This window comes from Photobacterium sp. WH24 (genome assembly GCF_019204055.1).
GTDB classification, from domain to species: domain Bacteria; phylum Pseudomonadota; class Gammaproteobacteria; order Enterobacterales; family Vibrionaceae; genus Photobacterium; species Photobacterium arenosum.
The window spans coordinates 14398-33602 of the sequence record NZ_JAGSOZ010000005.1 but is presented as its reverse complement, the minus strand read 5'-3'; the positions used below and the strand labels follow the sequence as shown (position 1 = coordinate 33602).

Sequence of the window (19205 nt, the reverse complement as noted above, 5' to 3'; positions counted from 1 at the left end):
CATTGTGTTAACAGAACATTTCCCGTCAAACCCGCGTTGTTTTACAATAGCCGGTAAACCTTTTATCTTAGATTGATTAAACCTGCATGTTAGCTGAACTTTGTTGTTCGGCAGCAGGCAACTGGGGCGCAGTTGCAGGCAGGGGGATTAACACAGCATTATTCAGGATTGTCAAATGTACATGAGCACTGATGAGATTCGCCGTGCGTTTCTTACGTTTTTTGAAAGCAAAGGCCACCAGATAGTCGAAAGTTCGTCGCTGGTTCCCGCCAACGACCCGACCCTGCTGTTTACAAATGCAGGTATGAACCAGTTTAAAGATACTTTCCTGGGTCTGGAAAAGCGTAATTACTCCCGAGCGACCACGGCGCAGCGCTGTGTACGTGCTGGTGGTAAACACAATGACCTGGAGAATGTCGGCTTTACTGCCCGTCACCATACCTTCTTTGAAATGCTGGGTAATTTCAGCTTTGGTGATTATTTCAAAGAAGAAGCAATTCAGTATGGCTGGGAATTTCTGACCGGTGTGCTGAAACTGCCGAAAGAGCGTTTGCTGGTCACTGTGTATCAGACCGATGATGAGGCCTTTAATATCTGGCACAAGGTTATTGGCTTACCGGAAGATCGTATTATCCGCATTGGCGACAAAACCGGCGGTAAGGCATACGAGTCTGATAACTTCTGGCAGATGGGCGACACCGGCCCGTGCGGACCTTGCACTGAAATTTTCTACGATCACGGTGATCATATCTGGGGTGGTCCTCCGGGTTCGCCGGAAGAAGACGGCGATCGCTTTATTGAGATCTGGAATATCGTTTTCATGCAGTTTAACCGCCAGGCCGACGGCCAGATGGATTCGCTGCCTAAGCCTTCTGTGGACACGGGGATGGGGATCGAGCGTTTGGCGGCCATCATGCAAAGCGTTCACTCAAACTATGAAATAGATATCTTTCAGGCGCTGATCAAAGAAGCGGCTTCTGTGATTGGCTATGACGATCTGACTAACCAGTCTCTGCGGGTTGTTGCTGACCATATTCGTTCCTGTGCTTTCCTGATTGTGGATGGTGTGATGCCGTCTAACGAAGGCCGCGGTTATGTTCTGCGCCGTATCATTCGTCGCGCGGTACGCCACGGCAACAAACTGGGTGCAACCGGTGCTTTCTTCCACAAGCTTGTCGGTCCTCTGGCTGAGGTCATGGGCAGCGCGGGTGAGACGCTGAAACAGCAACAGGCTATGGTTGAGAAAGTGTTGAAGATCGAAGAAGAAAACTTTGGTCGTACGCTGGATCGCGGTATGTCGATCCTGAATGAAGCGATTGACGCATTGGATGGCAAAGTACTGGACGGTGAAACTGTCTTTAAACTGTACGATACCTATGGTTTCCCTGCTGATCTGACCAACGATGTCGCTCGTGAGCGTGGTTTCAGCATTGATGAAGAAGGCTTCAACAATGCCATGGAAGCTCAGCGTCAGCGTGCCCGTGAAGCCGGTCAGTTCGGCGTTGATTATAACGACAGCGTGAAAGTGGATGCGGAAACTGAGTTTTGCGGCTACGACGGCACTCAGGGTGAAGGTCAGATTGTGGCGCTTTTCCGTGACGGTGAAGCGGTGGACACTGTGGCTGCCGGCGACAAAGCGCTGATCATTCTGGATCACACACCGTTTTATGCTGAATCTGGTGGTCAGTGTGGCGACACAGGACTGCTTTCCGCCAAAGGTGTGGTTTTCACCGTTGAAGACACGCAGAAGTTTGGCGACGCTATTGGCCATCAGGGCACCCTGAGCGAAGGATCTTTGTCTGTGGGTGATCGTGTGAATGCCCAGGTTGATGCTAAGCGCCGTGCGGCTATCAGTCTGAACCACTCTGCCACGCACCTGCTGCATGCGGCACTGCGTCAGGAGCTGGGTGAGCATGTGGCTCAAAAAGGCTCACTGGTGAAACCTGATAGCCTGCGTTTTGACTTCTCGCACCTGGAATCAGTCAAACCTGAGCAATTGCGCAAGATTGAACGCGTTGTTAACGAACAAATCCGCCTGAACCATGTGATTGAAACCAATGTCATGGACATTGAATCCGCGAAATCCAAAGGGGCGATGGCGCTGTTTGGCGAGAAGTACGATGACCAAGTGCGCGTACTGAGCATGGGTGACTTCTCGACTGAGCTGTGCGGTGGTATTCATGCCCGCCAGACCGGTGATATTGGCCTGTTCAAGATAGTGTCGGAAGGGGGAATTGCCGCGGGTGTCCGTCGTATCGAAGCTGTGACAGGTGAAGGCGCCATCGAGGTGCTGCATGAGCAAGACAGTCTGTTGGCCGAAACGGCCAGTCTGGTGAAATCGGATTCAGCGTCTGTTGCCATCAAAGTGAATGCTTTGGTTACCCACAGTAAGCAACTGGAGAAAGAAATCCAGCAACTGAAAGACAAGCTGGCTGCCCAGGAAAGTGCTGATCTGATTAATCAGGTGCAAGAAATTAATGGTACTAAGGTCTTGATTGCTAAGCTGGACGGTGCAGATAACAAAGCACTGCGTGGTATGGTAGACGAGCTGAAAAACCAGCTGGGAAGCGGCGTTGTTGTCTTAGGTAATGTCAGTGACGGCAAGGTTGGCCTGATCGCTGGAGTCACCAAAGATGTGATCGCGAAAGTGAAAGCTGGCGATCTGGTGAATATGGTGGCTCAGCAGGTTGGCGGCAAAGGCGGTGGTCGTCCTGACATGGCTCAGGCTGGCGGTACAGATGCTGGGGCGTTACCCGCCGCGCTGGAAAGTGTGTCGCCTTGGCTGACCGAGCGTCTGTAACGAAGCGCCTTGATTGCAGAACGGCGACTTAAGTGTTGGTGTTGACTGTGGTACAGTCGACATCAATCATTCAAAAAGTGCTATAATTACAGTCAATTGAGTCGTTGAACCTGACAAAGGATGCAATGGCGAGTGGTCGAGTACAGTTTTTGGGTCTGATCTGAGTGGTACGCCAGATGCAGAAAATGTTTGTGGTTGATTGTTAAAGTCTGGATAATCGCCCACTTCTCGCTGTTTCTTGAGCAGTGACCATGAACTATATGGGCTTTTTTGTGTAAAAAAGCTTTATAAACACTAATTACAAGTAAGATTACTCAAGGAGCAATCGAATGCTAATTTTGACTCGTCGCGTAGGTGAGACGCTAATGATCGGTGACGAAGTAACCGTGACCGTACTTGGCGTAAAGGGAAATCAGGTTCGCATCAGTGTTAATGCGCCGAAAGAAGTGTCTGTTCACCGTGAAGAGATCTACATGCGTATACAGGCAGAAAAAGATACCGGAACACAGGGTTCAGGTAACTACTAATTCCTGTTTTATAAAGAGGTCGGCTAATTAGCTGGCCTTTTTTGTTTTTGGCCGCAGACAACGCGCCAGGTCAGTGAAAATTATGACGAAGTCACCACCCGGGAAGCTTTTGATAGCGGTTTGGTGATTAAGTGTTCAGCCAGCGATGGAAAGGCGCTTTTTCTCAATAAAGTGTTTGACTTATTTTTGCCTGACAGTAATATGAGCGACCGCAAGACGGTGAGGTGGCCGAGAGGCTGAAGGCGCTCCCCTGCTAAGGGAGTATACGGTTTATCCCGTATCGAGGGTTCGAATCCCTCCTTCACCGCCATTCCTTTCAACAGCTTGAAAGAAGTGGTATTTGCAAATTGCGCGTCCGTAGCTCAGCTGGATAGAGTACCTGGCTACGAACCAGGCGGTCGGAGGTTCGAATCCTCCCGGACGCGCCATATTTCAGAAGCAGGGCTCAAGGGCTCTGCTGAATAACTGTTTCTGCGCGCTCGTAGCTCAGCTGGATAGAGTACCTGGCTACGAACCAGGCGGTCGGAGGTTCGAATCCTCCCGAGCGCGCCATTATACAGTGTGGTGAGGTGGCCGAGAGGCTGAAGGCGCTCCCCTGCTAAGGGAGTATACGGTTTATCCCGTATCGAGGGTTCGAATCCCTCCTTCACCGCCATTCTTTCTTCAGTGTGATGACTGAAAGCAAGAAGTAAAACCTGCGCGTCCGTAGCTCAGCTGGATAGAGTACCTGGCTACGAACCAGGCGGTCGGAGGTTCGAATCCTCCCGGACGCGCCATTATTTAAATCGCAATGTCAGACATTGTGAAAACACAAGTTTCTGCGCGCTCGTAGCTCAGCTGGATAGAGTACCTGGCTACGAACCAGGCGGTCGGAGGTTCGAATCCTCCCGAGCGCGCCATTATTTGTGTGGTGAGGTGGCCGAGAGGCTGAAGGCGCTCCCCTGCTAAGGGAGTATACGGTTTATCCCGTATCGAGGGTTCGAATCCCTCCTTCACCGCCATTCTTCCCAATAGCTAGAGTCCCTTTAGATATTGTGTGAGACCCTGCGCGTCCGTAGCTCAGCTGGATAGAGTACCTGGCTACGAACCAGGCGGTCGGAGGTTCGAATCCTCCCGGACGCGCCATATTTGATCAAGTATCAATGGACTGCTACTTCAAAAACTGATTCTGCGCGCTCGTAGCTCAGCTGGATAGAGTACCTGGCTACGAACCAGGCGGTCGGAGGTTCGAATCCTCCCGAGCGCGCCATCATCTCAAGTCGTGATTTTTCACGCAGAAAATTCTGCGCGTCCGTAGCTCAGCTGGATAGAGTACCTGGCTACGAACCAGGCGGTCGGAGGTTCGAATCCTCCCGGACGCGCCATATTTGATCAAGTATCAATGGACTGCTACTTCAAAAACTGATTCTGCGCGCTCGTAGCTCAGCTGGATAGAGTACCTGGCTACGAACCAGGCGGTCGGAGGTTCGAATCCTCCCGAGCGCGCCATCATTTCAAGTCGTGATTTTTCACGCATCTGCTCTGCGCGTCCGTAGCTCAGCTGGATAGAGTACCTGGCTACGAACCAGGCGGTCGGAGGTTCGAATCCTCCCGGACGCGCCATCCTTATAAACCCAGCCCCGGCTGGGTTTTTTATTGTCTGTATTTCCCGTTTCTCCGTTTCTCTTCTGAGCCTTGCCTGCAACCACTGGTATTTCTGTGTGGAAAGGGGTAGCTTTGGCTTGCCTTGCAATGATAAGGCTAAGGATTCCACCGGATTTAGAAGGAAAATAACCATGACAACTCAACAGCTTGCTATTACTGCCTTTGGCGATGTCCACTGTCTTCAGCTGCAATCGGTCGAGATCCCTGCGCCGGAAGGGCGGCAGGTGCTGATCGATGTGGCTTATTCGGGCGTCAATCCTATTGATGCCAAAACCCGGGCAGGCTTAGGTTGGGCTGCGCAGCAAAACCGGGACAAGCTGCCTTGGGTGCCGGGCTATGATGTTGCCGGCGTCATCGCCGCCGTTGGCGAGGAGGTCACTGAATGGAGCGCAGGGCAGAGAGTGTGCGGCTTTATCGGGTTTCCTTTGCAAGGCGGTGGATACAGTACGCAGGTACTGGCTGAGGCGGACAGCCTGAGTCCGGTGCCGGATGGTGTACCCTTAGCAGAAGCAGCGGCGTTACCTTTGGCGGGGCAAACGGCCTGGCAGGCACTGGAAAAAACATCAGTGCAGGCCGGTGAGCGGGTCTTGATCTTAGCCGGTGCTGGTGGAGTGGGTCATCTGGCGATACAGCTGGCATGCCACAAAGGTGCTGAGGTCGTGGTCAGTTGTTCGGCGGATAATCAGGATTTCGTCTCCTCTCTGGGCGCACAAGCGGTGGATTACCAAAAAGGTGAGCTGGCAGCTCAGCTACAGGCGGTGGATGTGTTGATCGATCTGGTTGGAGGCGAAATAGGCGTGGCAGCTTTGTCTTGTGTTAAACCGGGCGGTCGTGTGGTGACTGTGCCGACCATCACGGCAGAGAGTGTGACCGCAGCGGCAAAAGTCACCGGCTTGCATGCACAAGGCATGCTGGTATCCCCTTCGGTGGCGCAGAACGATCAGATGCTGGCTATGATGGCAGAAGGTGATCTGACAGTGTTGATAACAGAGCAGTTCCCGCTTGTGCAGGGCGCGGAGGCACACCGTCAGATAGAAACGGGTCGTACCCGCGGCAAAATAGTTCTGGTAATGAAAGACTGACGAATGGATTGGAGTTGGTCTGGCGAAGCTCTGCTGTGGGGGCTGTTTTTCACTGGCTTACTCAGCGCGACCTTGCTGCCGGGAGGCTCGGAAGCCGGCCTTCTGGCGGCTCTCAGTGCTCAGTCACAGCCGGCATGGCTGCTGGTTACCGTTGTCACTGCGGGTAATACTGTCGGGGGCATGGTGAGTTTTTATCTGGGACGTTGCATACCCGATAAAACTTCTGAAGAAAATCAGAGTCATACTAAAGCAGTTGCCTGGATAAAAAAATACGGTTACTGGAGCCTGCTGCTCAGTTGGGTGCCTGTTGTGGGTGATCCGCTTTGCCTGGCTGCAGGCTGGCTGCGGATGCGGGCAGGACTCTGTGCCTTGTTTATTCTCATCGGCAAAGCCGTGCGGTACGTCATACTGGTGCTGCTGTTTTGATTTTTCACTCTGAAACTAATAGAAGGAAGGCGAACGTGCAAAAGCGGATTCTGAGCCTTGTGTTGCTGGTCCTTAGCGGATGCAGCAGTCAGACGCCCCCCGAACAGGCACAGTCATTGCCTGATGGTGTGCATTTTGTCGAAAGTGTATCGGACACCAGCGCTGAAGTCGTGATCCCTTACAGCAAATATGTGCTGGATAATGGCCTGACGGTGATCCTGCATGAGGATAACTCAGATCCTATCGTGCATGTGGATGTGACTTATCATGTGGGATCAGCCCGCGAGCAATTAGGCAAGTCAGGTTTTGCCCATTTCTTCGAACACATGATGTTCCAGGGCTCCAAACATGTCGGCGATCAGGAGCACTTTCGCCTGATCACCGAAGCCGGCGGTACGATGAATGGCACAACCAACCGTGACCGTACCAATTACTTTGAAACTGTGCCGTCGAATCAGCTGGAGAAAGTGCTCTGGCTGGAATCAGACCGCATGGGCTTTTTGCTGAGTGCCGTATCCCAGCACAAATTTGAGATTCAGCGCGCCACGGTAAAAAACGAGCGTGCACAACGCTATGAGAACCGTCCTTACGGCATGGTGAGTGAGCGGATTGGCGAGGCACTTTTCCCGCGGACACACCCTTACTCGTGGCAGCCTATCGGCTATGTTGACGATCTGGACCGGGTTGATGTTAACGATTTGAAAGCCTTCTTTCTGCGCTGGTACGGGCCGAATAACGCCACACTGACCATTGGTGGTGATATTGATAAAGCCGAAACACTGGCATGGGTACAGAAGTATTTTGGTGATATTCCGCGTGGACCGAAAGTTGATAATCCGCCGAAAGCGCCCGTTAAGCTGGATGCTGACCGATACCTGACCCTGGAAGACAATATTCAGCAGCCTATGCTGATGATGGCATGGCCGACCTCGCACAAAGGGGCGCCGGATGATGCATCGCTGGATATGCTGGCGAAAGTCATAGGGGGCGGTAAGAACAGTATCTTGTACCAGGCCTTGGTGAAAACCGGAAAAGTGGTGGATGCCGGAGCCTATCACGACTGTGGTGAGCTGGCCTGTACTATGTATGTCTATGCCATCGGCCAGAGTGGTGAGCAAGGACAGCTGGACCGCATTTATGACGACGTCAGCACAGTGCTCAGCAGTCTGGCTCAGCGCGGTGTCAACCAACAAGAACTTGATGAAATGAAAGGCATGGCTGAAGCCTCTGCCATTTTTGGCCTGCAAAGTGTGCATGGCAAAGTGGCGCAGCTGGCGGCTTACCAGACCTTTTACAGTGATCCAAACCGTTTGGGTACCGAGCTGACCAATCTGCGTAACGTTAAACCCGCTGACGTGGAGGCGGTATACCGGCGTTATGTGGAGAACCAGCCCAAAGTGGTGCTCAGTACTGTGCCAAACGGGCGTACAGAGATGGCCGCTGCCAAAGCCAACTACCGTCCGGCAGATCGCCTTATTCCTGAGCACAAATCCGTTCAGGACAATGAGCTGAACCTGCGCGAGCCACAGCGCGAAGGGTTTGACCGCTCAGTGATGCCACAGCCTTCAGAGCCGGTTACGGCTCAGGTGCCAGAGTTATACCGCTTCACGCTGGCTAACGGTATTGCAGTGCTGGGCACCCAGTACGATGAAACCCCGACCGTGGAATTGCAATTGGTTTTACCGGCTGGCCGCCGCTATGAACCTATTGGCAAAGAGGGGCTGGCCGAGCTCACCGCGGCGATGCTGGCAGAAGACAGCAAGCGCCATTCATCGGAAGATTTGGTGTCCCGCCTTGATACGCTGGGCAGTACTGTGACCTTCTCATCAGGTATGTACGGGTCTGTTGTTTCTGTTACTACCCTGAAGAAGCACCTCAATGAAACGCTGGCTATTATGCAGGAGCGTTTGTTCGAACCAGCCTTCAATGAAGAGGATTTTACCCGGGTGAAACAACAGGCGCTGGAAGGCCTGGTGTATGATCATCAGCGACCGAGCTGGCTGGTCAGTCAGGCCACCCGCGAGGTGTTGTACGGCAAGACTGTGTTTGGTCGTCCTTCGGATGGCACGCTGGCGTCGGTTCAGTCAATGACACTGGACGATGTCAAAGCGTTTTATCAGCGCTTCTACACCCCCAATGGGGCACAATTGGCCGTCGTTGGCGATGTCCAGCCCGCAGAGCTGACATCACATCTGTCATTTCTGTCAAGCTGGCAGGGGGCGCCGGCACCCAGTTATGTTACCCCTGCGCTGCCTGTCCGGTCGAAACCGGCAATCTGGCTGGTTGATAAGCCGGGAGCGCCGCAAAGTACGGTACGCTTAGTGCGTAATGGCCTGCCGTACGATGCCACGGGTGAACAGTTCGAACTCCAGCTGGCTAACTTTAATCTGGCTGGCAATTTTAACAGCCGGATTAATCTTAATCTGCGCGAGGATAAGGCATACACCTATGGTGCCGGTGGTTATCAGAGCGGCAATAAAGAAGCCGGGCTCTCTGTGTTTTATGCCGAAGTGCGTGCCGATGTGACCTTACCGGCGATCAAGGAAATGATGAAAGAGCTGGCGAACTACAGCAGCAGCGGCCTGACGGATGATGAGCTGGCCTTTATGCGTCTGGCGGTAGGTCAGCAAGAGGCACTGAGCTATGAAACCCCGAGTGATAAAGCGGATTTGCTGCGGCAGATCATGACCTATCAGCTTGAGGATGACTTTGTGTCGCAGCGCAATGCGATCACGGCTTCTATCAGTAAAAACAGGCTCAATGAGCTGGCGGAAAAATGGTTTGATCCCAAGGATTACCAAATTATTGTGGTGGGAGATGCACAGTCATTATTGCCGCAATTACAAACACTGAATATGCCGGTTCATCCTTTAAAACCAGTGCAGTAAGATCAGCATAATTACCGGCGTATTAAGCCAGTATTCAGCTTAAGATATCAGCCGATACTCTATGTATCGGCTTTTTTTATTGCTGCCGTTACCACAGGCAGGAAACCCTTTGCTAAATCAACAATAATCATGGTAATCAGCAAGAATTATGATTACCCTAGCTCCCCTGTGATAGTGATGATTGAGAACAGCCTGATGGATTTTTCACAAAGGTTAGAGAGGGTGTCGGCCAATCCGCAAGCGCTGACACAATTCGGTCGTGGCCTGGAAAGGGAAGCGTTACGAATAACCCCGCAAGGGAAGTTATCCACTCAACCGCACCCTGTCGGCCTGGGTTCGGCCCTGACCAATAAGTGGGTAACAACGGACTTTGCTGAGTCTCTGCTGGAGTTTATTACCCCGGTGTCTCGAGATGTCGATGAGCTGTTATCTCAATTGTCCGATATCCATAAATTCAGCTACAGCCAGCTGGGCAGCGAAATGCTCTGGCCTATGTCCATGCCTTGTTATGTCGGTGATGAGTCGGATATCGAACTGGCACAATATGGCAGCTCCAACATTGGTCGGATGAAAACCCTCTATCGTGAAGGGTTGAAACGCCGCTACGGCAGCATCATGCAGATTATCTCTGGTGTACATTTCAACTTTTCCTTTCCGGACAGTTTCTGGCAACAGTTGTTTGGTGATCAGAGCGAAGACGAGCGTCAGGCTTCAGTGTCTGAGTCGTATTTTGCCTTGATCCGAAACTACTACCGGTTTGGCTGGCTGATCCCTTATCTGTTCGGTGCTTCTCCGGCGTTGTGTGGCTCATTCCTGAAAAAAGACGGCGCTAAGCTCGATTTTCAAAAGACAGGTAAAGGCACCTATTTCCTGCTGAAGTCTACCGCACTGCGTCTGAGCGATCTGGGGTATACCAATCATGCCCAGAGTGCACTGAAGATTGGCTTTAATCATCTGGCTCAGTATCTGGACGGTTTACAGAAAGCAATCCATACCCCGTCTGAAGAATTTGCCGATATCGGCGTTAACGTCGACGGTCAATTGCGCCAGCTGAATACCAATGTGCTGCAGATTGAAAACGAGCTTTATGCGCCGATCCGTCCCAAGCGAGTGACCAACAGCGGCGAGAAACCGTCTGAAGCCCTTGAGCGGGGTGGTGTGGAGTACATTGAAGTGCGTTCACTGGATGTCAACCCGTTCAGCCCGATAGGTATCACCTCTGAACAGGTCCGCTTTTTGGATCTCTTCCTGACCTGGGCGGTCTTGTCGCCGTCTGATGATATGGATGATGCCGAACTGGCCTGCTGGCGTGACAACTGGAAGAAAGTGGTACTGCAGGGGCGGGATTCTGAGCTGCAGCTGCAAATCGGTTGCCGTGGCGAACGTTTGCCGCTGCGTGACTGGGCCTTGCGCGTCTTCTCTGAGCTGGAGCAGGTTGCTGTGGCCATGGATCAGGCTAACGGTGGCAACAGCTACCAGCAAACACTGGCAACCCTGACCGGGTGGGTCAATAATCCTGAACTGACATTGTCTGCGCAAGTCTTGCGTCACATTGAAGCCAATGAAGGCATTGGTAAGTTTGGCCTGGAATTAGCTGCAAAGCATGCCGAGTGGCTGGATAAGCAGAGTTACAGCCGGTATTCTCAGTCTGATTTTGAGTCGGAAGCGGCAGCCTCTGTGATGAAACAGCAGCAAATCGAGCAGGCTGATAAGGTGTCTTTTGAAGCGTTTCTGGCTGATTATTTTGCGGATCTGCAACAAAATCCGTTTAAGAAAGCGTAACAGCAGAGATAAAAAAACGGGCAGCGACCTTGCTGCCCAATAAAATTACAATTTCGCAGGGATGACGACAGTTTGCACTGCCAGTCATAATATCAGACCTGCCGTTTTCACTTTGGTTCCAATTCAGGGAGTGAAAAATGCTTTTGGCAACAACAAAAGGGGTGGCGCTGATATTGTTGGTTTTAATAACAACCGGTTGCGCAACACCTCCGCCCCAAAATCAATCAAACTTATGTGACATTTTCCGTGAGAACCCCGACTGGTATCAGGACGCGCTCGACATGGAAAAGCGCTGGGGGACGCCCATTCAGGTTGCTATGGCCTTTGTGCGTCAGGAAAGCGCTTTCCGTCATGATGCCCGTCCTCCCCGTCCCTATGTGTGGGGCGTGATACCCTGGTTCCGCAGCAGCAGCGCCTATGGCTATGCGCAGGCACAAGATCCTGCCTGGGAAGATTACCAGCGCGCGACCGGTAGCTGGAGTTCACGTACCAGTTTTGATGATGCACTGATGTTTATCGGCTGGTATACCGATGAAACACAGCGGCAACTGGGGATATCCAAGTGGGATGCTTATAACCAGTATTTGGCCTATCATGAAGGGCGAGGTGGCTATAGCCGCGGAACTTATCGCCATAAGCCGACTCTGCTGCAAGTGTCCCGTAAAGTGGATCAGCAGGCGAAATCGTATGGCTGGCAATTGAAGCAATGCCGGCAGGAATTGGAAGATAACCGCAGCTGGTGGCCGTTCTGAGCGGAAGGGACTGCCAGGCTACGACACGACAGGCAAAGGAGAAGGACACCATGCCATTATTAGATAGTTTTACCGTCGACCATACCAAGATGCATGCACCGGCTGTGCGTGTTGCTAAAACAATGCAGACACCAAAGGGCGACACTATTACTGTGTTTGACCTGCGTTTCTGTCGCCCCAATCAGGAAATCCTCTCCGAGCGCGGTATTCACACCCTGGAGCATTTGTTTGCCGGTTTCATGCGGGCTCATCTGAACTCCGGGGCAGTGGAAATCATCGACCTGTCACCAATGGGTTGCCGTACCGGTTTTTATATGAGCCTGATCGGTGAGCCTGATGAACAGCAAGTGGCAGACAGCTGGCGTGCTGCGATGGAAGATGTGCTGAAAGTGGCTTCACAGGAGCAGATTCCTGAACTGAATGAATATCAGTGTGGTACTTACAGCATGCACTCACTGGACGAAGCCAAACAGATCGCACAGGATATTCTGGATCGCGGCATTGATGTGAATAAAAACCAAGAGTTAGCTCTGCCAGACAGTATGTTGCAGGAATTGAAAGTAAAGTAAGCGTTTACTGACTTTGCATCGACACAAAAAAACCACCGGTAATGCCGGTGGTTTTTTATTGTCACCCCCAAACCACCGCCTGTGACGGCGCTGATTTAGGACGCTGGGTTAACCGGTTTTTTGCAACTGGGCCGGCAGGATTTTGACCAGTTTGATCATGTTATCGGAGATTTCCACTATCTCCATCTGATAACCGGCCACTGACACGCTAAGGATACTGTCCGGGATATCTTCCAGATGCTCCAGAATCAGGCCGTTCAGGGTTCTGGGGCCGTCAGTCGGCAAATCCCAGTTCAGGCTCTTGTTCAGCTCACGGATATTGGCTGTGCCTTCAATCAGCAAACTGCCGTCACTTTGCGGGGTGATCTCTTCGGCTAAGGTCGGAGAGATGGAGGTGGTGAATTCCCCCACTATCTCTTCCAGAATGTCTTCCAGGGTGATCAGACCCTGAATATCGCCGTATTCATCAACAATCAGGCCGATGCGCTCTTTGCGGCGCTGGAACTTCAACAGCTGGATATTGAGCGGCGTGCCTTCCGGAATGAAATACACTTTGTCAGCAGCACGCAGCAGATTTTCTTTGCTGAAATCGTTTTTATCCATCATCAGGCGGTAAGCTTCTCTGACTCGCAGCATACCAACGACTTCATCGATGTTGTCACGATACAGGACGATTCGGCCGTGAGCGGCATGGCTGAGCTGGCGGACAATGGATTTCCAGTCGTCATTGATATTGATACCGACAATTTCATTACGCGGGACCATCAAATCTTCCACTGTGACGTTTTCCAGATCCAGAATCGATAACAACATGTCCTGGTGGCGGCGGGGGATCAGGCTGCCCGCTTCATTGACCACAGTGCGCAATTCTTCCGAACTCAGGGTGGCATCGTTCATATTGTCGACACGCATGCCGAGCAGCCGCAGGAAACTGTTGGTGATGCCGTTGACAAACCAGACCAGCGGATACAGCAGTTTCATGAGTATCCGTAACAGGATACTGCTGGAATAAGCCACTTTTTCAGGGTACAGCGCGGCCAGGGTTTTCGGTGTAACTTCGGCAAACACCAGTACAGCCATAGTCAGCGCGCCGGTGGCGATAGCCACACCCAGATCGCCGTACAGGCGCATACCTAAAATCGTCGCGATGGCAGAGGCAAGGATGTTTACCAGGTTGTTGCCGATCAGAATCAGACCGATCAGACGGTCAGGTCGGTTGAGCAGTTTTTCAACCCGCTTGGCTCCGCGATGGCCCTGGCTTGCCAAGTGGCGCAGTTTGTAGCGGTTTATCGACATCATGCCGGTTTCAGAGCCGGAGAAATATCCGGAAATCAGGAGTAGTAATACCAGAAGGGAGAATAAAGCTCCCGTGGATATATCGTCCAAAAAGTCAGTTCCTTGTATCGCTGTGGATGTGTACTCTGTACTGAATATGAGTAAAGGTGTCAAGGGTGGGTTGTTAAGACGCTAAAGACCCAGCCAGGATTAATCATGCTTAAGCATGGATAGTGTTTATTAAATTGTCATTAGCTGCCAATGATGATTTCTTTGACAAAACGGCTGCCGAAGTAGGCCAGAGTCAGCAGAAAAGCGCCAATCAGGCTGAACCAGACGACTTTTTTACCCCGCCAGCCCATCCGGTAATGGCCCCAGAGCAGAACGCTGTAGACCCCCCAGGCCAGAATGGAGAGTACCGCTTTGTGTGTTTTGCCCTGGGCAAACATATCCTGCAGAAAAATAAAGCCAGTGATCAGCGTGATAGTCAGCAGTATGTGACCGACCAGAATGATTTTAAACAACTGCCGCTCAACCAGCATCAAGGGCGGCAGATTAGGGTTAAAAGCCAGTTTTTTGTGTTTGAGCTTATAGTCCAGCCACGCCAGCTGAATCGCGTACAGTGTAGCGATCATCAGGGTTGAGTAGGCAAATAGCGCCAGAGAAATATGTAACAGGATTTGAGGATGCGCCTCCAGATGCGTAATGAAACCACCAGGTAACACAGCCGCCGCGGCAAGGTTAATGGCGGCAAAGCTGTAAATAACAGGCAGCAGAAACCATATTCGCATTTTGACCATAGCCAGAGTGGTGATGATGGCGATAATCAGACTGATGAGCGAGGCGACATTTAATATACTCAGATTCTGGCCGACGCCCCCCAGAATCAGATCTTTCAGGAACACCACATGCAGGATGATCGCCACTGTGGCACTGATCAGCACTGGCCGGGCTTTTATGCCATTATTATGGCTGAGCCCAGGCACAATAAATGCCAGCGCAAGCAGATAAAAACCAGCAGCAGTAAAGGCAATCAATATGTCCATAACACCTGTAAGGATCGTGAATTCGAACTGGTGAGTATACCTTGTGAACGGATAGCACGACAATGATACAAAGGGAACAATCGTGTGGGACAGAGCGCACTTTGCGGTCTGTTTCAGCGATTTCAGCAGGAATCTCTGTTGGTGCTGCGCGGCAGAAATGACAAGAATTCTGTCACAGGCTGCACGTATGGCATGAAACCGGGTCACTGATTGCGGTATACTGGCACGAAATGAGTGCGTAACGAGCGAGTCACACATGTTTGACAATTTAACCGAGCGTTTGTCGTCAACGCTGAAAAATATCAGCGGCCGTGGCCGTCTGACTGAAGACAACATTAAAGATACCCTGCGTGAAGTGCGCATGGCATTGCTTGAGGCGGATGTCGCGCTGCCGGTTGTCCGTGATTTCGTCAAGCGGGTGAAAGAACGCGCTGTCGGAACTGAAGTCTCTAAGAGCCTGACGCCAGGCCAGGAATTTATCAAAATCGTTCAGGCGGAATTAGAAGCCGTCATGGGCGACACCAACGAAGCACTGGATTTAGCCAGCCAGCCACCTGCGGTCATCCTGATGGCGGGTTTGCAGGGTGCCGGTAAAACCACCAGTGTGGGTAAGCTGGGTAAACTGCTCAAAGAACGTAATAAAAAGAAGGTACTGGTTGTTTCCGCCGACGTATACCGTCCTGCCGCTATCAAGCAGCTGGAAACACTGGCTTCTGATATCGGTATTGATTTCTTTCCGTCCAGCCCGGATCAAAAACCGGTGGCGATTGCCCAGGCGGCTATCGAGCACGGTAAGCGCAAATTCTATGATGTGGTGATTGTCGATACCGCAGGCCGTCTGCATGTCGATGAAGCCATGATGGACGAAATCAAGGCCGTTCATAAAATAGCGAATCCGGTAGAAACTCTGTTTGTGGTCGATGCCATGACGGGCCAGGATGCGGCCAATACCGCCAAAGCCTTTAACGAGGCGTTACCGCTGACCGGTGTGATTCTGACCAAGGTCGACGGTGATGCCCGTGGTGGTGCTGCGCTGTCGGTGCGTCATATTACCGGTAAGCCTATCAAGTTCCTGGGTGTCGGTGAGAAGACTGATGCGCTGGAGCCTTTCCACCCTGATCGTGTGGCGTCCCGTATTCTGGGGATGGGTGATGTCCTGTCGCTGATTGAAGATCTGGAACGTAACGTTGATAAGGAAAAAGCCGAGCAGCTCGCGAAGAAATTCAAAGAGAAGAAAGGCTTTGATTTAGAAGACTTCCGTGGACAGCTTCAGCAGATGAAGAACATGGGCGGTATGATGGGCATGATGGATAAGCTGCCCGGCATGTCCCAGTTGCCCGGTAATATCAAAGACCAGGTCGATGATAAAATCTTTGTCCAGATGGAAGCTATCATTAACTCCATGACCTCGAAAGAGCGTGAGCGCCCGGAGTTGATTAAAGGTTCGCGCAAGAAACGTATTGCTGCCGGTTCCGGTACTCAGGTACAGGACGTCAACCGTTTGCTGAAGCAATTTACCCAAATGCAGAAGATGATGAAGAAAATGCAGAAGGGCGGTATGAAGAACATGATGCGCAATATGAAAGGCATGATGCCGGGTGGCGGCATGTTCCCTGGGCGCTAATTGCTTCAATTGCTTGTTTTTTGGTCTCGGCTGGTGATTTTACTGGTGAAAAAGTAGCTAAAGCAGTTGCATTCGCGGGTTGAAAGAGTAAAATTCCGAGGCTTTATTTGGCACGGGCCCCGTTTTTATGGCGGGGCCACTTTTATTTACAGTAATGCAAAGAGGACGATATGGTAACCATTCGTTTGGCACGTCACGGCGCGAAAAAGCGTCCATTTTATCACATCGTTGTTGCTGACAGCCGCGCTGCGCGCGACGGTCGTAACATCGAGCGTGTAGGTTTCTTTAACCCGCTAGCTACTGGTCAGGAAGAGCGTCTGCGTCTGGACCTGGACCGTGTAAATCACTGGGTTGGTCAAGGTGCAACTGTATCTGACCGCGCAGCTAAACTGATCAAAGACGCTGCTAAAGCAGCTGCTTAAGATTGGTTAATGGGTAGCAGAGAAGCAATGAGTTCACACAACCAAGACCAAGTTGTTGTCGGTAAAATCGGTGCCACTTACGGTATCAAAGGGTGGCTCAAAGTTTTTTCCTACACAGAACAAGCCGAGAGCATTTTCGCTTATCAGCCATGGCTGATAAAGATGAAAGGTGAATGGCAGACCTTCCATGTGGAAGCATGGAAACGTCATGGTCAGGGGTTAGTTGCCAAGTTGCAGGGTCTGGATATCCGAGAGGATGCTCAGGTCATGACCAACGCGGAGATCAACGTACCTGCTGAACAATTACCGGCGCTGTCAGATGAAGAATTCTACTGGCGCGAACTGATGGGCATGGCTGTTGTGACAACCCAAGGTTACGACCTGGGTAAAGTAACGGACATCCTGGAAACCGGTTCTAATGACGTCTTAGTGGTTAAAGCCAACCTTAAAGATGCTTTTGGACAGAAGGAACGTTTAATTCCGTTCCTCGATGAGCAGGTCATCAAGTCGATTGATCGCACTGCTCAACGGATCGAAGTTGACTGGGATCCTGGATTTTAACCCTTCAGTAAGAGCGTAAAGAACCATGCGGGTAGGAATAATTAGCCTATTCCCTGAAATGTTCCGGGCTATTACTGAGTTTGGGGTAACAGGTCAGGCGGTAAAAAAAGGCCTAGTGACTGTAGAGACGTGGAATCCCCGCGACTTTACTCACGATAAGCACCGTACGGTCGATGACCGACCTTATGGTGGCGGACCTGGTATGCTGATGATGGTGCAGCCTTTGCGCGATGCCATTCATGCTGCCAAAACGTCTGCTAAAGGCCAGGCGAAAGTGATTTACCTCTCTCCTCAGGGCCGTAAGCTCGATCAGACAGGTGTTGAGGAACTGGCACAGAACGAGAATCTGATTCTGATCTGTGGTCGGTATGAAGGGGTAGATGAGCGCATTATCCAACAAGAGGTAGACGAAGAATGGTCTATCGGGGATTTTGTGCTGACGGGTGGTGAGCTGCCAGCCATGACCTTAGTTGATGCAGTCGTGCGGTTTGTACCGGGCGTTCTGGGCGACTTTGCGTCAGCAGAAGAAGATTCTTTTGCCAATGGCTTGCTGGACTGCCCGCATTACACGCGTCCTGAAGTGTTAGATGGACAAGCCGTACCTCCGGTACTCTTGTCTGGTAACCACAAGGACATTAGCCGCTGGCGATTGAAACAATCGCTGGGCCGTACCTGGCTGAGAAGACCAGAGCTCCTGGAAAACCTAGCTCTGACTGACGATCAGGAGAGCTTGCTAGCGGAGTTTATTCGCGAACATCGGCAAGCCATGAGTTAATTTAGTATCAGTTTATTCTAGGGTATATACCAATGAGTAATATCATCAAAGCTCTTGAGCAAGAGCAAATGAAAAATGACCTGCCTGAATTCGCACCAGGTGACACTGTTGTTGTTCAGGTTAAGGTAAAAGAGGGTGACCGTGAGCGTCTGCAGGCGTTCGAAGGTGTTGTTATCGCCAAGCGTAACCGTGGTCTGCACTCTGCTTTCACTGTTCGTAAGATTTCTAACGGTGAAGGTGTTGAGCGTGCATTCCAGGCTCACTCTCCAATCGTAGACAGCATTACTGTTAAGCGTCGCGGTGCAGTACGTCGTGCCAAGTTGTACTACCTGCGTGAGCGTTCAGGTAAAGCGGCTCGTATCAAAGAGAAGCTGACCAGAAAATAAGAACGCGACACGAAAGACGCGTATTGAGAGGCCCGCCAATTTGGCGGGCCTTTTTTTTGTTGTGCACAAACCTGTAACCACAGATCGGCAGTGTACCGTCATGCAGTCTTACTCACACTGGTACTTTTGCTTCATCATCTCAATATGCTGGCTCAGCATCGCTCTCAGCACTGACAGGTCGATATCGTCCAGGCGTTTGATATACAGACAGGATTTTCCCAGCTTATGTTGGCCTAGTTGCCTGAGCTGATCCTGATGAGCGGCAAAGCCCAGCATGAAATACAGCGTTAGTTTACCTTTACGGGGTGAGAAGGCGATCATTGGCCAGCTGAAGTGCTTGCGGCGGTGTTGCTGTAAAAGTAGGTACCAAAGCCAATCAGGCTGTCTCCCCACAGCACCGCGTCCTTACCGCTCAGCTCGCTCAAAAGTGTCAATAGCTGACGGCTGTCTTTCTGTTGCTGGCTGTCAGTGAGTCCCTCTATAAAGGAGGTGACGCTGGCTTGGGTGGGACGGGTTTTGAGGGTGCTCACTGTATGACTCCAGAACCGGGATTTGTGTCGAGTATATACAGGCAGGGGAAGGGAGCTAAAGAAAAAAGCATGAACCGGGAGACGGGGGACAAAAAAACCAGCCCGGAGGCTGGTTT

The 19205-nt window shown here is 51.5% G+C and carries 17 protein-coding genes and 12 tRNA genes; 25 read left to right on the top strand and 4 right to left on the bottom strand.

Features of this window, described 5'->3' with window-relative positions; all coding sequences use genetic code 11:
- Nucleotides 1-175 precede the first annotated feature (175 nt).
- The 20 genes from alaS (at nucleotide 176) to luxS (ending at nucleotide 12470) form a co-directional block, all read left to right on the top strand.
- Complete coding sequence (gene alaS, locus KCG43_RS07670; RefSeq protein WP_218384227.1) at nucleotides 176-2800, top strand: alanine--tRNA ligase; 2625 nt, start codon at nucleotides 176-178, stop codon at nucleotides 2798-2800.
- Nucleotides 2801-3129: 329 nt separating this feature from the next.
- Entirely contained in the window at nucleotides 3130-3327 is a 198-nt protein-coding gene (csrA, locus tag KCG43_RS07665) for a carbon storage regulator CsrA (RefSeq protein WP_218384225.1), read from the top strand.
- Nucleotides 3328-3545: 218 nt separating this feature from the next.
- Nucleotides 3546-3637: transfer RNA gene (locus KCG43_RS07660), tRNA-Ser, on the top strand.
- A gap of 41 nt (nucleotides 3638-3678) precedes the next feature.
- Nucleotides 3679-3755 (top strand) — tRNA-Arg (locus tag KCG43_RS07655).
- Between the two features lie 47 nt (nucleotides 3756-3802).
- A tRNA-Arg gene (locus tag KCG43_RS07650) sits at nucleotides 3803-3879 on the top strand.
- An 11-nt stretch (nucleotides 3880-3890) separates the two neighbouring features.
- Nucleotides 3891-3982: transfer RNA gene (locus KCG43_RS07645), tRNA-Ser, on the top strand.
- A gap of 44 nt (nucleotides 3983-4026) precedes the next feature.
- Nucleotides 4027-4103, top strand: a tRNA-Arg gene (locus KCG43_RS07640).
- Between the two features lie 46 nt (nucleotides 4104-4149).
- Nucleotides 4150-4226 (top strand) — tRNA-Arg (locus tag KCG43_RS07635).
- A 10-nt stretch (nucleotides 4227-4236) separates the two neighbouring features.
- Nucleotides 4237-4328: transfer RNA gene (locus tag KCG43_RS07630), tRNA-Ser, on the top strand.
- A 47-nt stretch (nucleotides 4329-4375) separates the two neighbouring features.
- Nucleotides 4376-4452 (top strand) — tRNA-Arg (locus tag KCG43_RS07625).
- 47 nt (nucleotides 4453-4499) lie between these two features.
- A tRNA-Arg gene (locus tag KCG43_RS07620) sits at nucleotides 4500-4576 on the top strand.
- A 38-nt stretch (nucleotides 4577-4614) separates the two neighbouring features.
- Nucleotides 4615-4691: transfer RNA gene (locus KCG43_RS07615), tRNA-Arg, on the top strand.
- 47 nt (nucleotides 4692-4738) lie between these two features.
- A tRNA-Arg gene (locus tag KCG43_RS07610) sits at nucleotides 4739-4815 on the top strand.
- A gap of 37 nt (nucleotides 4816-4852) precedes the next feature.
- Nucleotides 4853-4929, top strand: a tRNA-Arg gene (locus KCG43_RS07605).
- Between the two features lie 173 nt (nucleotides 4930-5102).
- On the top strand, nucleotides 5103-6053 hold the full coding sequence (locus tag KCG43_RS07600; protein WP_218384223.1) for an NADP-dependent oxidoreductase: 951 nt from the start codon (nucleotides 5103-5105) through the stop codon (nucleotides 6051-6053).
- 3 nt (nucleotides 6054-6056) lie between these two features.
- A complete protein-coding gene (locus KCG43_RS07595; RefSeq protein WP_218384221.1) occupies nucleotides 6057-6479 on the top strand; it encodes a YqaA family protein in 423 nt (140 codons plus the stop codon).
- A 35-nt stretch (nucleotides 6480-6514) separates the two neighbouring features.
- On the top strand, nucleotides 6515-9367 hold the full coding sequence (locus tag KCG43_RS07590; protein WP_218384219.1) for a pitrilysin family protein: 2853 nt from the start codon (nucleotides 6515-6517) through the stop codon (nucleotides 9365-9367).
- Between the two features lie 192 nt (nucleotides 9368-9559).
- A complete protein-coding gene (gshA, locus tag KCG43_RS07585) occupies nucleotides 9560-11149 on the top strand; it encodes a glutamate--cysteine ligase (protein WP_218384387.1) in 1590 nt (529 codons plus the stop codon).
- Nucleotides 11150-11286: 137 nt separating this feature from the next.
- The gene (locus KCG43_RS07580; protein ID WP_218384218.1) at nucleotides 11287-11901 is read left to right on the top strand and encodes a hypothetical protein; all 615 of its coding nucleotides are present in this window, start codon (nucleotides 11287-11289) and stop codon (nucleotides 11899-11901) included.
- Between the two features lie 50 nt (nucleotides 11902-11951).
- A complete protein-coding gene (gene luxS, locus KCG43_RS07575) occupies nucleotides 11952-12470 on the top strand; it encodes an S-ribosylhomocysteine lyase (RefSeq protein WP_192015704.1) in 519 nt (172 codons plus the stop codon).
- A 108-nt stretch (nucleotides 12471-12578) separates the two neighbouring features.
- Here luxS and KCG43_RS07570 read toward each other — a convergent pair whose 3' ends face one another.
- Together KCG43_RS07570 and KCG43_RS07565 are read right to left on the bottom strand one after the other, a co-directional pair.
- Complete coding sequence (locus KCG43_RS07570) at nucleotides 12579-13856, bottom strand: HlyC/CorC family transporter (RefSeq protein WP_218384215.1); 1278 nt, start codon at nucleotides 13854-13856, stop codon at nucleotides 12579-12581.
- Nucleotides 13857-13996: 140 nt separating this feature from the next.
- On the bottom strand, nucleotides 13997-14791 hold the full coding sequence (locus KCG43_RS07565; protein ID WP_218384213.1) for an inner membrane protein YpjD: 795 nt from the start codon (nucleotides 14789-14791) through the stop codon (nucleotides 13997-13999).
- 256 nt (nucleotides 14792-15047) lie between these two features.
- Between KCG43_RS07565 and ffh the strand changes: the two genes are divergently transcribed.
- From ffh to rplS, 5 genes are all read left to right on the top strand, one after another.
- Entirely contained in the window at nucleotides 15048-16415 is a 1368-nt protein-coding gene (gene ffh, locus KCG43_RS07560) for a signal recognition particle protein (protein ID WP_027253537.1), read from the top strand.
- Nucleotides 16416-16585: 170 nt separating this feature from the next.
- A complete protein-coding gene (gene rpsP / locus KCG43_RS07555; RefSeq protein WP_027253536.1) occupies nucleotides 16586-16837 on the top strand; it encodes a 30S ribosomal protein S16 in 252 nt (83 codons plus the stop codon).
- Nucleotides 16838-16864: 27 nt separating this feature from the next.
- Nucleotides 16865-17398 (top strand): ribosome maturation factor RimM, encoded by a 534-nt coding sequence (gene rimM / locus KCG43_RS07550; protein WP_027253535.1) that lies wholly within the window; start codon nucleotides 16865-16867, stop codon nucleotides 17396-17398.
- Between the two features lie 25 nt (nucleotides 17399-17423).
- Nucleotides 17424-18173, top strand: coding sequence for a tRNA (guanosine(37)-N1)-methyltransferase TrmD (gene trmD, locus KCG43_RS07545; protein WP_192015701.1), 750 nt, complete (start codon nucleotides 17424-17426; stop codon nucleotides 18171-18173).
- Nucleotides 18174-18205: 32 nt separating this feature from the next.
- Nucleotides 18206-18559 carry a 50S ribosomal protein L19 gene (gene rplS / locus KCG43_RS07540; protein ID WP_120513257.1) on the top strand — a complete coding sequence of 118 codons (354 nt, stop codon included), beginning with the start codon at nucleotides 18206-18208 and terminating at the stop codon, nucleotides 18557-18559.
- Between the two features lie 108 nt (nucleotides 18560-18667).
- On the opposite strand, the gene KCG43_RS07535 is transcribed toward rplS, so the two are convergent.
- On the bottom strand, nucleotides 18668-18880 hold the full coding sequence (locus KCG43_RS07535; RefSeq protein WP_218384211.1) for a DUF1801 domain-containing protein: 213 nt from the start codon (nucleotides 18878-18880) through the stop codon (nucleotides 18668-18670).
- Nucleotides 18877-19089 (bottom strand): hypothetical protein, encoded by a 213-nt coding sequence (locus tag KCG43_RS07530; RefSeq protein ID WP_218384209.1) that lies wholly within the window; start codon nucleotides 19087-19089, stop codon nucleotides 18877-18879. The genes KCG43_RS07535 and KCG43_RS07530 overlap by 4 nt, the downstream gene beginning before the upstream one ends.
- Between the last annotated feature and the right edge of the window lie 116 nt (nucleotides 19090-19205).

Excerpts from the sequence above, each read along its gene's own strand:
- csrA (WP_218384225.1), top strand. The coding sequence starts at position 3,130 with ATGCTAATTTTGACTCGTCGCGTAGGTGAGACGCTAATGATCGGTGAC.
- KCG43_RS07535 (WP_218384211.1), bottom strand. The coding sequence starts at position 18,880 with ATGATCGCCTTCTCACCCCGTAAAGGTAAACTAACGCTGTATTTCATG.
- alaS (WP_218384227.1), top strand. The coding sequence starts at position 176 with ATGTACATGAGCACTGATGAGATTCGCCGTGCGTTTCTTACGTTTTTT.
- ffh (WP_027253537.1), top strand. The coding sequence starts at position 15,048 with ATGTTTGACAATTTAACCGAGCGTTTGTCGTCAACGCTGAAAAATATC.
- rplS (WP_120513257.1), top strand. The coding sequence starts at position 18,206 with ATGAGTAATATCATCAAAGCTCTTGAGCAAGAGCAAATGAAAAATGAC.
- trmD (WP_192015701.1), top strand. The coding sequence starts at position 17,424 with ATGCGGGTAGGAATAATTAGCCTATTCCCTGAAATGTTCCGGGCTATT.
- KCG43_RS07595 (WP_218384221.1), top strand. The coding sequence starts at position 6,057 with ATGGATTGGAGTTGGTCTGGCGAAGCTCTGCTGTGGGGGCTGTTTTTC.
- KCG43_RS07565 (WP_218384213.1), bottom strand. The coding sequence starts at position 14,791 with ATGGACATATTGATTGCCTTTACTGCTGCTGGTTTTTATCTGCTTGCG.
- KCG43_RS07580 (WP_218384218.1), top strand. The coding sequence starts at position 11,287 with ATGCTTTTGGCAACAACAAAAGGGGTGGCGCTGATATTGTTGGTTTTA.
- rimM (WP_027253535.1), top strand. The coding sequence starts at position 16,865 with ATGAGTTCACACAACCAAGACCAAGTTGTTGTCGGTAAAATCGGTGCC.
- luxS (WP_192015704.1), top strand. The coding sequence starts at position 11,952 with ATGCCATTATTAGATAGTTTTACCGTCGACCATACCAAGATGCATGCA.
- KCG43_RS07600 (WP_218384223.1), top strand. The coding sequence starts at position 5,103 with ATGACAACTCAACAGCTTGCTATTACTGCCTTTGGCGATGTCCACTGT.
- rpsP (WP_027253536.1), top strand. The coding sequence starts at position 16,586 with ATGGTAACCATTCGTTTGGCACGTCACGGCGCGAAAAAGCGTCCATTT.